General features: G+C 61.5%; 14 protein-coding genes. 12 read left to right on the plus strand and 2 right to left on the minus strand.

Annotated features, from left to right (window positions below; genetic code table 11):
* The first annotated feature begins 9 nt into the window (after window positions 1-9).
* The 6 genes from KGJ62_11030 (at window position 10) to KGJ62_11055 (ending at window position 5,760) form a co-directional block, all read left to right on the plus strand.
* Complete coding sequence (locus tag KGJ62_11030; protein ID MDE2127114.1) at window positions 10-885, plus strand: SCO family protein; 876 nt, start codon at window positions 10-12, stop codon at window positions 883-885.
* 82 nt (window positions 886-967) lie between these two features.
* Window positions 968-1,948, plus strand: coding sequence for a cytochrome c oxidase subunit II (gene coxB, locus KGJ62_11035; GenBank protein ID MDE2127115.1), 981 nt, complete (start codon window positions 968-970; stop codon window positions 1,946-1,948).
* A gap of 48 nt (window positions 1,949-1,996) precedes the next feature.
* Window positions 1,997-3,724 (plus strand): cbb3-type cytochrome c oxidase subunit I, encoded by a 1,728-nt coding sequence (locus tag KGJ62_11040; GenBank protein ID MDE2127116.1) that lies wholly within the window; start codon window positions 1,997-1,999, stop codon window positions 3,722-3,724.
* 7 nt (window positions 3,725-3,731) lie between these two features.
* Window positions 3,732-4,418 (plus strand): cytochrome c oxidase subunit 3 family protein, encoded by a 687-nt coding sequence (locus KGJ62_11045; GenBank protein MDE2127117.1) that lies wholly within the window; start codon window positions 3,732-3,734, stop codon window positions 4,416-4,418.
* Window positions 4,419-4,431: 13 nt separating this feature from the next.
* Window positions 4,432-4,761: a cytochrome C oxidase subunit IV family protein gene (locus tag KGJ62_11050; protein ID MDE2127118.1), complete on the plus strand. Its 330-nt coding sequence runs from the start codon at window positions 4,432-4,434 to the stop codon at window positions 4,759-4,761.
* Window positions 4,762-4,824: 63 nt separating this feature from the next.
* Window positions 4,825-5,760, plus strand: a complete 936-nt coding sequence (locus KGJ62_11055; protein ID MDE2127119.1) for a hypothetical protein — start codon at window positions 4,825-4,827, stop codon at window positions 5,758-5,760.
* Here KGJ62_11055 and yvcK read toward each other — a convergent pair.
* Both yvcK and rapZ read right to left on the minus strand, forming a co-directional pair.
* The gene (yvcK, locus tag KGJ62_11060) at window positions 5,741-7,057 is read right to left on the minus strand and encodes a uridine diphosphate-N-acetylglucosamine-binding protein YvcK (protein ID MDE2127120.1); all 1,317 of its coding nucleotides are present in this window, start codon (window positions 7,055-7,057) and stop codon (window positions 5,741-5,743) included. The genes KGJ62_11055 and yvcK overlap by 20 nt on opposite strands.
* Before the next feature lie 20 nt (window positions 7,058-7,077).
* On the minus strand, window positions 7,078-8,043 hold the full coding sequence (gene rapZ, locus KGJ62_11065; GenBank protein MDE2127121.1) for an RNase adapter RapZ: 966 nt from the start codon (window positions 8,041-8,043) through the stop codon (window positions 7,078-7,080).
* A gap of 327 nt (window positions 8,044-8,370) precedes the next feature.
* Between rapZ and KGJ62_11070 the strand changes: the two genes are divergently transcribed.
* The 6 genes from KGJ62_11070 (at window position 8,371) to KGJ62_11095 (ending at window position 14,389) form a co-directional block, all read left to right on the plus strand.
* Window positions 8,371-8,739: an RNA-binding protein gene (locus KGJ62_11070; protein MDE2127122.1), complete on the plus strand. Its 369-nt coding sequence runs from the start codon at window positions 8,371-8,373 to the stop codon at window positions 8,737-8,739.
* A gap of 234 nt (window positions 8,740-8,973) precedes the next feature.
* Window positions 8,974-10,104, plus strand: coding sequence for a hypothetical protein (locus KGJ62_11075; protein ID MDE2127123.1), 1,131 nt, complete (start codon window positions 8,974-8,976; stop codon window positions 10,102-10,104).
* A gap of 120 nt (window positions 10,105-10,224) precedes the next feature.
* Window positions 10,225-10,878 (plus strand): TetR/AcrR family transcriptional regulator, encoded by a 654-nt coding sequence (locus KGJ62_11080; GenBank protein MDE2127124.1) that lies wholly within the window; start codon window positions 10,225-10,227, stop codon window positions 10,876-10,878.
* Window positions 10,875-12,335: an HlyD family efflux transporter periplasmic adaptor subunit gene (locus KGJ62_11085; GenBank protein ID MDE2127125.1), complete on the plus strand. Its 1,461-nt coding sequence runs from the start codon at window positions 10,875-10,877 to the stop codon at window positions 12,333-12,335. Before KGJ62_11080 ends, KGJ62_11085 begins: the two co-directional genes overlap by 4 nt.
* A gap of 15 nt (window positions 12,336-12,350) precedes the next feature.
* Window positions 12,351-13,304 (plus strand): ABC transporter ATP-binding protein, encoded by a 954-nt coding sequence (locus KGJ62_11090; protein ID MDE2127126.1) that lies wholly within the window; start codon window positions 12,351-12,353, stop codon window positions 13,302-13,304.
* Entirely contained in the window at window positions 13,301-14,389 is a 1,089-nt protein-coding gene (locus KGJ62_11095; protein MDE2127127.1) for an ABC transporter permease, read from the plus strand. Before KGJ62_11090 ends, KGJ62_11095 begins: the two co-directional genes overlap by 4 nt.
* Window positions 14,390-14,426: the final 37 nt, after the last annotated feature.

The raw sequence follows: 14,426 nt of genomic DNA on the forward strand, positions 1-14,426 counted from the left end.
GGAGTTGGTATGATTCGCAGTACTTCAGCAGCAGTCGTTTCGGGTCTGGCAATCTGCCTGGCCGGAGCAGCCGCGGCGCAACAGCCGGCAGTCACGGCGCAAACCATTGCGAAGGACGTTGGCTGGACGCAGCATCTTGGCGCTCAGGCGCCTCTTACTGCCATGTTCCGTGACGAAACCGGCAAGTTGGCGCCACTCTCCACTTACTTCCACCGGGGACCGGTTATTCTTATGATGCCGTTTTACCGGTGCCCTGGCGTTTGCACGCTTGAGCTGGATGTGCTGACCAAAACCCTTCAATCTCGCCTGCTTGGATTCACGCCCGGGAAAGAGTTTCAGGTGGTGGTGCTCAGCATCGATCCGCAGGAAGGCTCCAACCTGGCAGCGGCCAAGAAGGCGGAGTACGTTGGCCTGTACGGCAAGCCGCAAACGGCCGACGGCTGGCACTTTCTGACCGGTTCGTACGACCAGATCCTGCGCCTTACCAACGCCGTGGGTTTCCACTACATGTATGATGCGAAGACCGATCAGATCGCGCATCCCGCAGGCATGGTGGTTCTGACGCCAAGCGGTAAAGTATCGCAATACTTCATGTTCAAGAGCGGGATTTTCCCGCCGCACGACCTTCGTCTGGCGCTGGTTCAGGCGTCATCCGAGAAGATTGGTTCGCTCTCCGATTCCGTGCTGCTCTACTGCTGCAGCTTTGATAGCGCGACGGGCAAGTACGGTTTCGCGGTGCAAAAGCTGCTTCGGATCGGTGGCGTGGCTACGGTGGCCGGAGTAGCCGGGTTTGTAGCCATGGCGATTTGGACCGATCGAAAGCACCATCAACCACGGGCTCCGCACGACGAGCCAACCAGCGGCGACGAGCCGCCGATCGAATGAAAGCGAAGTTCACGCAAAAGGTGCGCAGGGAGTCAAGCGAGTGCTAGGCAACTTTCGCTGGGCGCCGGACCAGGCGTCGACCATGGCCCCGAAGATCGATCTGCTGCTGAGCGCAATACTGCTGCTCACGGTACTTTTTACTGCGGGTGTCTTCATCTGTCTTCTCGTGTTCTCGATCAAATACCGGCGTGGTTCACGCGTCGACCGTTCCAGGCCGCACAATGAGAACCTGATACTGGAGATCACGTGGTCCGTCATCCCGCTGATTCTGGGCCTCTGCATCTTCGGCTGGGGCGCCGATCTCTTCGCCCAGGTCCGCCAGGCGCCGCCAAATGCCATGCAGGTTTACGTTATCGGGAAGCAGTGGATGTGGCACATCCAGCATGCAAACGGCGTACGAGAGAACAATGAGCTTCATGTACCACTCGGGGTGCCTGTCAAACTCACCATGATCTCGCAGGATGTGATTCACGACTTTTTTGTGCCGGCGTTCCGCCTGCATCAGGACGTCATACCGGGTCACTACACCAGCGAGTGGTTTATCCCAACCGAGATCGGCCAGTTTCCGTTCTTCTGTTCGCAGTACTGCGGCACCAACCATTCGGAAATGACCGGCGTGGTTACCGTAATGCAGCCGGCTGCGTTTGCACGATGGCTGGACAGCGGCGGCAACACGGCGCGCATGCCGCAATCGATGGAGGCCGCCGGCAAGCAGGTCTTCGACCACAAGCTCTGCGGTTCGTGCCACGGGCCAACCGATACGCCCCAGGGACCTTCGCTTGTGGCAATATACGGCACCCAGCGCAAGCTGAATACGGGGCAGTTTGTGATGGCCGACGATGCGTACCTGCGTGAATCCATCACCGATCCGTACGCCAAAATCACCGCCGGATATCAGGATTCGATGCCGCAGTATCCCGAGCTGACCGAAGATCAGATTCTGCAGCTGGTGGCGTACATCAAGTCGATGGGCGGCGGGATAACGCAGAGTGAGGCAAACAAGGCGATTGTCCAGGCCGCGATCGTGAATGCGAAGAGCCCGGGTAAAGCCGGTAAGCCTTAACAGCGGGCAGCCCGGAATGGATCAGAGAAGCGAGATGGATCGAGGATTATGAGCGACATAACCGCCAACCCCGGTGATATACCGGGCGCAGCGCCCGGAACGCGAGAGACCTATCTGAACTGGCGCAAGACCGTCGCGTCATGGCTGCTGACGGGCGATCACAAACGCATCGCGGTGATGTACATCATCTCGATCACGTTCATGTTCTCGCTGGGTGCTGCGGCCATCGGCCTGGTGCGGATCGAGCTGACTTCGCCGCACGGCCTCTTCATGACGCACGAAACATACAACCGTATGTTTTCGATGCACGGCATCCTGATGGTCTTCTTCTTCCTGGTGCCATCGATTCCGGCCACGCTCGGCAACTTCCTGGTACCGATCATGATTGGCGCGCGCGACCTGGCCTTTCCACGGCTGAACCTGCTGAGCTGGTACCTGTACATCATCGGCGCTGTATGCGCGGTAAGCGCCATGGCGTTTGGCGGCGTGGATACCGGCTGGACGTTCTACACGCCCTACAGCGCGCTGAGCAACTCGAACGTCGATCTGACGATTATCGGCGTGTTTATTGCGGGCTTCTCATCCATCGCCACCGGCATCAACTTTCTGGTGACGATCCACAAGATGCGCGCTCCCGGGCTCACCTGGTTCCGGCTGCCACTTTTTGTATGGGCCATGTACGCAACCAGCATCATCATGGTGCTTGGCACGCCGGTTGTGGCCATCACCCTTTCGCTGGTACTGGTGGAGCGCGTGCTGCACATCGGTATCTTCAACCCGGCCCTCGGTGGCGACCCGGTGCTGTTCCAGCATATGTTCTGGTTCTATTCGCACCCGGCAGTCTACATCATGATTGTGCCGGGTATGGGGGTAGTGAGCGAGTTGATCGCCTGCTTCTCGCGCAAGCGGATATTCGGCTATCACTTCATCGCATTTTCCAGCATCGCCATCGCCATCCTCGGGTTCTTCGTCTGGGGCCACCACCTGTTTGTGACGTCGCAGTCGATGTATGCCGGCATGTTCTTCTCGCTAGTGAGCTTTGTGGTGGCAGTTCCATCGGCGATCAAAGTGTTCAACTGGACGGCGACCATCTACAAGGGTCGGGTGTGGATGACGGCGCCGATGCTCTATGCCCTGGGCTTTATCGGGCTGTTCACCATCGGCGGCCTCACCGGCCTGTTTCTGGCGACCCTTGGCAGTGATGTGCATCTGCACGATACGTACTTCGTAATTGCGCACTTCCACTATGTCATGGTCGGCGGCGCCATCCTGGCCTATCTGGGTGGCATGCACTTCTGGTGGCCGAAAATCACGGGCAAGCTGTACCCCGAGGCGATAGCGCGGGTGGCCGCTATCATCTCGTTCATCGGATTCAACCTCACGTTCTTCCCTCAGTTCATCGTAGGGTATCTGGGTAATCCACGGCGCTACCACTTCTATCCACCGGAGTTCCAGGTGTGGCACGTCCTCTCCACCGCCGGCGCCTCTGTACTGGCCGTTGGCTATTTCATCCCACTCTGCTACTTCCTGTGGTCGCTGAAATACGGTGAGGACGCCGGGCCGAATCCATGGGGGGCCATCGGCTTGGAGTGGATGACTCCGTCGCCGCCCCCATCGCACAACTTTGATGAACTGCCGGTGGTAACGTGGGAAGCCTATTCCTACGACTCCGAGGATATGAACGAACCACCCACGCAGATGGACCTGGCGATAGAGCGCGCAACGGGTGGACGCTACCGCCGGGCTGAAACCGAAACGCGCGGCGAAGGAGAATAGCTTCCGCATGAGTTCCGAAGCCATCGAAGGTCACCACGGAGCCGCCGCCGCGGTCCATGATGAGGATCTGCACCATCAGTTTGAGGATATGGCGCAGCAGAACGACGCCTACGTCGTTGGAATGTGGACATTTCTGGTAACGGAGGTCATGTTCTTTGGCGCGCTCTTCCTGGCGTACCTCGTCTACCGGAGAATGTTCCCGGCAGCGTTTGTCGAGGCTCACGAAGAGTTGAATGTAACGCTGGGTACCGTCAACACTCTGGTGCTGCTCACCAGCAGCCTTTCCATGGCGATGGCGGTCTATTTCGCGCAGATCCGCCAGCGCGTCAAGTCGATGGGCTGCATCGCGTTTACGATGCTATGCGCCATAACGTTTCTGGTAGTGAAGGGCTTTGAGTGGAAGGCGAAATTCGAGTCGCACCACGTTCCGGGCTTCGCCTTCAAGTGGACGGGCCAGACGCCCACCGGGCAGGCCGAGATGTTCTTCAATCTCTACTTTGCGATGACCGGTCTGCACGCGCTCCATGTGATCATCGGTATCGGGATCATGGCTGTGCTGCTGGTACTCATGAAGATGGACCACAAAGCGGTACGGTACTATATGCCGATAGAGATGACGGGGCTCTACTGGCACTTCGTCGACATCGTCTGGATATTCCTGTTCCCACTCTTCTATCTCATTCCGAAGCACTGAGGCGCCAACTGCGATGACAGATATGGAACACGAGCACGCCCAGCACAGCCACCACGTAACGCCCCCTTACGTCTACTTTGTGGTCTACGTTCTGCTGGTGATTTTGCTGTTTGCCACGGTTGGAGCGTATAAGGTGGATCTTGGCGCAGGGAATAATGTAATTGCGATGGTTATCGCCGCGATCAAGGCGGTACTGGTTGTGCTGTTCTTTATGCAGGTGAAGTACAGCAGCAAGCTGACGTGGGTATGGGCCAGCCTGGGTTTCGTGTGGCTGATTGTGCTCTTCTCCACCCTCGGTGATTACATCGCCCGCGGCTGGCTGCCGGTCCGCGGCTGGCAGTAAGCGCGGGCCGCCGGGTCGCCCACGGCTTTGAGACCGGCTCCGGCTGCCCACGGCAGGTCGTGAATGTTTCCACCGACCGTATTCCAGTGCACGCCCAACTTTAGCGCGGCGCGGGAGCCGGCGGTGGTTCAAGCCATCGTGCAGTCGATTGCCAAAACGCCCGGCGTATGCGTTATCGACTGGTCCGCCGATGTGGAACACAACCGGTCGGTGGTTACGTTTCTGGCTGCCGACCAGGCAGTGCCCGCTGCCGCGGCGGCGCCGGCAATCGTGGCAGCGCGCCTCATCGACCTTCGCGCGCACACCGGCGCCCATCCGCGATTTGGCGCCATGGATCTGTTCCCTGTCACGCCGCTGCTCGCGGAGTCGCGACCGGCTGCCGTGGAACTGGCAATGGAGGCAGGCCGCCGCATCTCTGAGGCCGCACGCGTGCCGATCTACTGGTACGGCTGGTGTGCGCAACCGGCGCGCCCCGCTGATCTCCCGCAAGTACGCCGCATGGCCAGGCTCTGGCTGCGGAGCGACCGCACCTCCGGTGACGCGCCGGACCTGGCTCCGGAACTGTACAGGGCTGAAACCGGCATAACCATGGTGGCCGCACGAGGGCCCCTGGCTGCATGGAACGTGAACCTCGCGACAGAGGATATCGGTATAGCGCGCGAGATCGTTCAGCGGATCCGGCGGAGTCGCAGCACGCTGCCTGAACTGAACGGCGTCCGGGCCATGGCCGTTGCGCTTCTATCCCGCGCATGCGTTCAGGTCTCGATGAATGTAACCCGTGCGGGCGAAACGCCGCTGCCGCCCATCTACCGGTTTATCGGCGCCGTCGCCCGCCAGCTGGGCTGTGAACTTTTGGAGAGCGAGGTCGTCGGCGTGATACCGCGGGCGGCCCTGGGTGGGGAGGGACCGGAGGCCGCCGGCTGGCGGGGCTACGCGCCAGGCCAGATCCTCGAGACGTGGGAAGAAGCCGCGTGGGGCCTCACTTCACCAGGCGGATAATGGCTTCGGCCAGCGCCACGGCATCGTGGCGGACGACGTCGGTCTGGCTTATGTAGTTGCCGACCACCGTACGGTAGCCTCGCGCCCGGATGCGATCGGCATCCGGTTCCACCAGTATCGAACCTGTCTGGCGGTATTTGTCCAGCAGATTTGCGCGGGGTTGGCCATTGTTGACGAGCACCACGTTGCATACCTTCAACCCGCAGTGGCGCTCAATGGCGTCTACGTGGTCCGAGGCTGTGAAGCGATCGGTTTCGCCAGGCTGCGTCATTACATTGCACACATAGACCTTGACAGCAGACGAACGGTGAAGCGCTTCGGCCATGCCATGCAGCAGCAGGTTTGGCAGCACGCTGGTGAAGACGCTGCCGGGCCCCAGCACGATGACATCCGCCGACTCTATCGCCTCCAGTACCTCAGGAAGAGGACAGGTGTCATTCGGCATGATCGACATCCGCTTTATTGCCAGTGGTGAACCGGCAATGGTGGTTTCGCCCTCAATAACGCTGCCATCTTCCATCTCAGCCTGCAGCTTCACGGCATCAGCCGTCGATGGGATAACACGGCCACGGATATTGAGGACGCGGCTGGTTTCGGCAACCGCGCGTTCAAAATCACCGCCGTTGATGGCGCACATCGCCGCGATCAGCAGGTTGCCAAAGCTGTGATCGCGCAGTCCATCTCCCACGTTCCGGGCGCCGGCCGCAGCGCCGGCTCGCATATCGGTGTTCCCAAACCGGTACTGCAGCAGGCGCGTCATCTGGTCTTCCGCGTCGGCCAGGGCAACGAGGCAGTTGCGGATATCACCGGGTGGCAGAATGTTGAGCTGCTTGCGGAGGCGTCCGGATGAGCCGCCGTCATCCGATACCGTGACGATTGCGATGATGTTGCTGCTGAAGCGCTTGAGGCCCCGCAACATGGTGCTGAGGCCGGTACCACCGCCGATAACCACAATTCGGCGCCCGCGCGAAAGACGCGACTGCTCGCTGAGCGCACTCAGGAGCTTATCGCCCTTCATATCGGGCCGGATAGCCGCTACGATCGCCGTGGTGAATCGCCAGATACTGACGAGAAAGAGGAGAATGCCGACGGTCGTAAGCAGAATGCCGGCCGACTGCGGCTGGATGCGCAGGTGACTGAGCGTGGTGAATCCCGGCAGATCGGTGGCCGCGTGGCGCGTTCTCCGGAGCCACCGGATTCCGACCAGGATGGTGATGCCCATGCAGACGCCTGCAAGGCCAATAATAGCAAGCACCAGCCAGCGCTTCACGCGCAGCCCAGGCGCCAGAATTCGCATGGCGCTCACCACGCGGCCCATCAACGACCGCGCGATTTCCGGGCTGTTTTGCCCTGCGCATCCTGCGTTGGGCCAGCCGCCTCATTACCGCCTGTCCAGGTCTGCTCGTCCACTTCCGGCCGGCTGGCGTTCAGGTCTCTGTGTATAAGCACCGTTTCGTATCCATCGCCTCGCAGCCGCTCCTCGAGGTCGATCGCCAGCGTGATCGAGCGATGCTGGCCGCCGGTACAGCCGATCGCGACGTTGAGATAAGCCTTGCCCTCACGGATATAAGCCGGCAGCGCGAACGCCGTAAGTTCGTACATGCGGTCAAAGAATCCGGTAAAAAGCGGGTCGGCGTGTACGTATGCAGCCACGCCGGCGTTGCGGCCATCCAGCGCCTGCAGGTGCGGCACATAGTGCGGATTCGCCAGAAAGCGCACATCAAAGACCAGGTCGGCGTCAATCGGCAGCCCGTGTTTAAAGCCGAATGAGGTTACAGTGACGAGAAGGCTGCTGTGCCGGCCGCCGGCCCACGCGTCGAGCATCGCTTCCCGAAACTGCGCGGCTGTCATCTGGCTGGTATCCAGGACCCTGTCGGCGATCGCGCGCGCATGCGCCAGCAGGCGAAACTCGGTCGCAATCGCCTGGGCAATTCCAGCAGGAGCGCCATCCTGGGTTTTCCGGAAGAACGGGTGCGGTCGACGCGTCTCTTTGAACCGACGAATGAGCGTCTCTTCGGAACTATCCAGGTAGAGCAGATCGGTCTGTATGCCGTGCTCCCTCAACTCCGCTATATACCGCTGCAGGCCGGCAAACGGCGCGCCACACCTCGGATCCACGACCACGGCCATCTGCCGTGTTTTGATCGACTGGCAGTACTCTGCCAGTTCGGGAAGCATACTGGGCGGCAGATTGTCTGCCGCGTAGAATCCGGCGTCTTCCAGGCAGTTCAGAGCAAGCGTCTTTCCGGCTCCGGATGGGCCGGTGATGATGAGGCACTTCATGGGGAGCTTTCGGCGGCACGTGTCCTACGACGATTATCGCACAATCCTGCGACTTTGAACGAAGCGATAGCCGCTTGCATGCAGCCCCGAATCTATTTTTCTGTTTTCCTTGACTTGCATGTACAGGCCGTGTATACTGCTCGCGAAGGTTTGCACCTCTAAAGACATGGAAGCCTGTTCGCCCACAGGCATTGCGATTGGTCCGTTCCCTGGTCCTCCCCGCTTCGCCCAAGGCCACGATCCTGCTCAACCCGAGGTGACTCACTTTTCCGTGCCGGCATGTGCCGGTGCGTCTCTGGTTCTGTGTCTTAAGGAGATCGTGCGGATATGGCAAAGCGGATTTATGTGGGCGGACTGCCCTACTCGGCGACGGAAGAGGACCTCGAGAGCCTTTTCGCGGCCGCCGGCAAAGTGACCGATACGGTGATCGTCACCGATCGCTACACCGGTCAGGCTCGTGGGTTCGGCTTCGTAGAGATGGCGTCGGACGATGAGGCCGACAAGGCAATCAGCCAGCTGAACGGCGCACAGATGGGCGGTCGCACGCTCACCGTGAACGAGGCCAAGCCGCGGGACGACCGTCCCGGCGGTGGTGGCGGCGGCGGTGGCCGTGGTGGCAGTGGTGGCGGCGGTGGCGGGCGCGGTGGCGACCGGTACTCCGACAAGGGCTTTGGCAGCGGCGGTGGTCGCTGGTAGGTCGCCCGGACGAAAACTCACACGGGTTGTGTCAGCCGCGCCATTGCGGCTGACATAGCGGGTCAAGTTCCTGGAGCCGGTTGGCGACTGTGCGGCACAAACTGCAAGTAGCGCCGGTCGAGCTGTCTGTGTGAGCGCACTCCTCATGATTGGCGGGCATCCGGCGGTAATACCGCCGGATGCCCATTTTTATTGGTCGCCGGTTATTACCAGCCGCGGAAACCGCAGTCTCGAATGAAACCGATCAAGCGCCTCGCCGCGGTCGCCACGCTTTCTGCTTTCGCCACCGTAGGCGCGGTATCTGTCGGCTCACCGTTACGCACCAGAGCAAACCTCAAAGGCGACACTCGGTTTGGCATAACGCGGTTCCCTTATGACCTCACGGTGGCTGCCGTGATCAAGTCGCAAGCGATTGCCGACAGCGCCTCCACGCTCCTGCCGGTTCATCTGGATGACGGAGTGCCCTGGAAGCAGCTTCTTGCCCACCAACCGCTGCCACCGGCCATGCAGGCCGATTGGCGCCGAATCGCCGCATCGGTTCCGATCGGACGGCCGGTCTACGTTGGATTGGCTTGTCTGGCAGCAGACCGCTTGAATCTGGCTACCGGTACCGATGGTCACAAGCATCTGCCACTGCCCGCCGCGCTGATCGGCGCTCCGTTGGATAGTCCGATAGTCAGACACGCGTGGCTGGCATACGCACATGATGCGATCTCGGCATTTCATCCACGCTGGTTAAACCTGGGGATCGAAGCCGGCGAGGGGCTGCTGGCAAACCCGGTCCGCTGGCGCCAGTTTACGGCCCTCTACTCCTGGGTGAGAGCAGCGCTCAAGCGGTCCAATCCCACAGTGAGCACCGGCATCTCATTTGGCCTCAACTGGCTCCGCGTACCCGTGTACGCTGCGCGCGCGCGTCCGCTGGTGAATAACAGCGACTTCCTGGGACTGAGCTTCTATCCTTCTGCGTCTGCATTTGATTTGAAGATCGGCCTGCCCGTCGGCGGACCCGGCAGAGCCGCATGGACCACTCCGCTGGATTGGGTGCACTCGTGGGCGCACAAGCCGATCGCGCTATGCGAAACCGGATATGCATCCCGCGACTGCACCGTACCGCAGTACCACCTGCATCTCGCCGGAAACGTGCGGCTGGAGGCAGATTACGTACACGATCTGTTCCAGATCGCAAGGAAGGACCACTATCTGTTCGTGGTATGGTTCCTTGCGGTGGACTATGACGCCCTCTACCACCGCGTGGGCCATGGTCAGGACGCCATGAAGATCTGGCGGAATATGGGGCTTTTTGACAGTGCCTTGAAGGCAAAGCCGGCCTGGTCGGCGTGGATGGCCGGATTACACAACCGATAGGCACAAGAACCGGATTCTGGCTGTGGCCCGATACTCCGTACTCGCTTCTGGTTGACATGCGTGCTGAATTTGGCGATAATGTTGATTGACTGGTCAATCACGAATTAACCCGGTGGTGGCATGGCAGGTAGACGCGAAGCGGCGCGCGACGAGCGACGGCGCCAGATTGTGGATGGGGCGCTGCGGGTGTTTGCGTCGCGAGGATTCTTGGCAGCCACAAATCGTGATATCGCAATGGCGGCAGGTATCGGCTCGCCCGGGCTCATCTACCACTACTTTGCCAGCAAAGGGGAGCTGCTTCGCGCAGTGATTGAACGCCACTCTCCGCCTTTGCAGCTGCTGGCCCACCGCGAGGAGATATCCGCATTGCCGGTAGAAGCAGCGCTGCGCCGGATCGGCAGCGCCTTCATCCAGGCGGTCAATGATGACCAGATCGGGCCATGCATGCGGATGATGATTGGCGAAGCCTCGCGCTCAACGGAGTTTGCCGCGCTTCTTAGCGAGGTCGGGCCGATGCCTCTCTGGCGGTTTCTGGCCGGGTATCTCGGTGACCGGATGGCGGCCGGCCTCCTGCGTCCCGAGGACCCGGATGCCGCTGCGCGCTGCTTTATCGGGCCCCTCGTCTCCTACATGGTTCAGCGGCGGGTGCTCTGCCAGGCTGCGGCAGCCGAGCTCGATACCCACGAGCTGCTTGAGACGACGATCCGTATATTTCTGCACGGAATGCAGCTGCCTGCCGGCGCCGCGGCTGCACTACCCGGAGCGTCGCGATGAAACTCTTGAATCCGAAGTTGATCGTTCCTGTCGTCCTCGTAACGGCGCTCGGCGCCGCCAGCTGGTATGTGGAAGCCCAGCGCACTCAGGAGCGGAGCGTGCTTTCGGGCTTTTTCGAGAGTCAACCCTGCGTCGTCGCATCGCGGGTGACGGGCCGCGTACAGCAGCTGCTGGTTACGGAGGGCGAAGCCGTGCGAGCCGGCCAACCACTCGCCCTGCTGAACGCTGCGCCGGACGACGCGTTGCTGAAGCAGAAGCTGGCGCTGGAGGGGCAGGCCGCGGCGGCGCTACGGGAGGCGGTACGCGGGCCCCGGAGAGAGGATATTACACGGCAGTCGGCCGCGGTTGCGGAGGCGCAAGCCAATCTGGCGGCTCTTACAGCCGGCACGCGCCCGGAGGAGATTGCGCAGCAACGGGCACGGCTGGCTCAGGCTCAGGATGCCCTGCGGAAACTGCTTGCCGGTCCCCGACCGCAGGAGGTAGCACAGGCCCGCGCGCTGGCGCACAGCGCTGCCGCCCAGCTTGCGGCGGCGCGCCGTGGCCCGACTCAGCAGGAGCGTGCCGAGGCTGCCGCAAGGCTGCAGGGCGCCAGGGCACAGGAACAACTGGCCCGCGCCGACGCGGCGCGCTACGCGGCACTGTACGCGCAGCAGGCGATCAGCCGGCAGGCATACGATCAGGCTCAGGCAGCTCTCAAATCGGCGGTAGCGAACCGTTCGGCGCTGCAGCAAGCATTTATCCGTGCCGCAAAGGGCACACCTGCCGATGAGTTGCGCCAGGTTCAGCAGCAGGCTGCTGCGGCGCAGGCGGCGCTTTCACTGGTGCTGGCGGGAGCGCGCAGCCAGGATATTGCCGCTGCGCGCGCGCTGGTGGCACAGCAGCAGGCCGCCCTGATCGAGATGGTTCACGGTCCGCGACCGCAGGACATTGAAGCGGCCCGCGCGCGCATGGCGCAGCAGCAGGCGGCACTGAACGAGCTGCTTGCCGGCAGCCGCCCGGAGCAGATCGCGCAGGCAAGAGCTGCGCTGGCTGCGGCCTCCGCCGCGGCAGAGAGCGTTGCAGCGAGCGTGCATGACAGCGTTGTGCGCGCTCCGGAGGCCGGCGTCATACTGAGCGTTCCCGTGTCCGTCGGCGACCTGCTGCCGGCCGGGGCGGAAGTGATGAAGATGGAGGACCCGACCGACATCTGGGTCCGCGTCTACATCCCTGAGACCGAGCTATCGCAGGTGAGCCCGGGCGACGCCGCGACGCTGCGGTGCGATGGCATTGCGCAGCCGGTCGGCGCTGTTGTAGAGAGTGTTTCGCCAACCGGCGAGTTCACTCCCGTGAATCTGCAGACGCCTGAAGAGCGCGGAAAGCAGGTTTTCGGCGTACGGTTGCGGCTGAAGCCGGCCGACCCGCGCGTGAAGGCCGGAATGTACGCGACCGTGGTCAAGCTCGGGAGCTGGACGCCCTAGCCGGCCATTACCGCCATGACACCCACGTCAAACGCTATTGAAGCGCTGGCGCTTACCCGCCGCTTTGGCGCGGTTACGGCCGTGGACGCCGTCTCATTTACGGTTGCGCCCGGCAGTATCTTCGGCTTCCTTGGGCCGAACGGCAGCGGCAAAACCACCTGTATGCGGATGCTTTGCGGCGTGCTTACGCCAACATCGGGCACGGCGACGGTAAGCGGCCACGATGTGGTGCGCAATCCCGAAGCGGTAAAGCGCTCGATCGGTTATATGAATCAGGCATTCAGCCTCTACCGCGACCTTACAGTATCGGAAAATCTGGACTTCTTCGGCGGTATTTACGGACTGAGTGGCGCAAATCTGCGGCAGCGCAAAGAGGCAGTGGCCAACCTGGTCGGTATCGTGCCATATATGGATCGCCAGAGCCAGTTTCTATCCGGCGGCTGGAAGCAGCGGCTGGCGCTTGCTGCGGCGCTAATCCACGAGCCGGAGATTCTGTTTCTGGATGAACCTACGGCGGGTGTTGATCCGGTTGCGCGACGGCTGCTGTGGGATTTGCTGTTTGAGTTGGCCGCTGCCGGCAAAACCCTCTTTGTAACCACGCACTACATGGATGAAGCCGAGCGCTGCAGCCAGATCGCCTACATCTATATGTCCCGGCTGATGGTGCACGGAACACCGCAGGAGCTGAAGTCGCTGCCGGCCGTGTCACCAGCCGGAACGCGACGCGTCGCTATTGAATGCGATGCCACAGCGGCGGCGCTCTCGGCTGTAAAGCAGCAGCCATTCGCTCTGGATGCCACCCTCGTGGAGGCCGAGGTGCACATGCAGGTACCCAACACCACCAGCGATGCGGATCTGCTGGCCTTTTTGCATGAACACGGCATAAGGGATGCCGCTATTCGTCCGGCGACGCCACTGCTGGAAGATGTGTTTGTTACTCTGACGCGCGCTCAGGACCAGAAGGCGTGAGAGCGGCGCTTTTCGGCTTCAGGCGAATCCTGCTCAAGGAGTTCCTGCATATCAGCCGTGACCGCACGACGCTCGTGTTCGCGTTGGTAGTTCCGCTGCTGCAGTTGGTGCTGTTCGGCTACGCGATCAACTTCGACGTTCGGCATGTACGTACGGTTGTGGTCGATATGGATCACTCCGCGGAGAGTGCAGCCTATATCCGGCGTCTCCAGAGTACCGAGGAGTTGGCTGTGGTGCGGTACGCGGCTACGCCGGAGGCTGCGGTGGAGGCGCTGCGAAGGAACGACGAGCGTGTGGCAGTGATTATTCCCGCCGATTTCCACCGCAGATTCGGTACGGGAAAGCCGGCGGTTGTGCACGTTCTCATCGACGGCAGCGACGGCCAGGTTGCCGGCCCCGCCCGCTCGGCAATTGCCGGTGAAAGTGGCGCCACCGGACCGGCTGCGGTGGATGCACGCGTCGATGTCCTCTTCAACCCCGACATCCGCACCGCCATCTACACTATTCCCGGCCTGGTGTGCGTGCTGCTCCAGTTGGTCACGGTTTCCCTCACCAGCTTCAGCCTTGTGCGTGAGCGGGAGCAGGGAACATTGGAACAACTCATCGTAACGCCGGTGGGCCGGCTGGGGCTGATTCTCGGTAAGATTGCTCCGTACGCCCTGTTGGCGCTGGCCGAGCTGGTTGCCATCGTGTTCCTCGGCAGATTGATCTTCGATATCGAGATAGCCGGCAGCTTTCTGCTGCTGATGGTGCTCTCGGTTCCGTTCATTCTGGCGGCGCTCTCGATGGGCCTGTTCATCAGCACGACGGCCCGCAATCAGGTGCAGGCGATGCAGATGACGATGCTCACAACCATGCCATCCATTCTGCTCTCCGGTTATATCGCCCCGCGCGAAACGCTGCCGGCGCCTCTATACATCATCTCCGACCTGTTTCCTGTCACCTGGTTTATTCAGATCAGCCGGGGCATTATGGTGCGCGGAGCGGGTATTGCCGACCTCTGGACCTCCGTCATTCCGCTCACACTGATCGCGGTTGCTCTTATTGCGGCAGCCACACTGCGGTTCCACAAGAGTGCCGAATAGCGACTATTCCGCACCAGGCCGTTACCAGGCCGATTGT

This window comes from Armatimonadota bacterium, assembly GCA_028871815.1.
Taxonomy (GTDB): Bacteria; Armatimonadota; Chthonomonadetes; order Chthonomonadales; family Chthonomonadaceae; genus REEB205.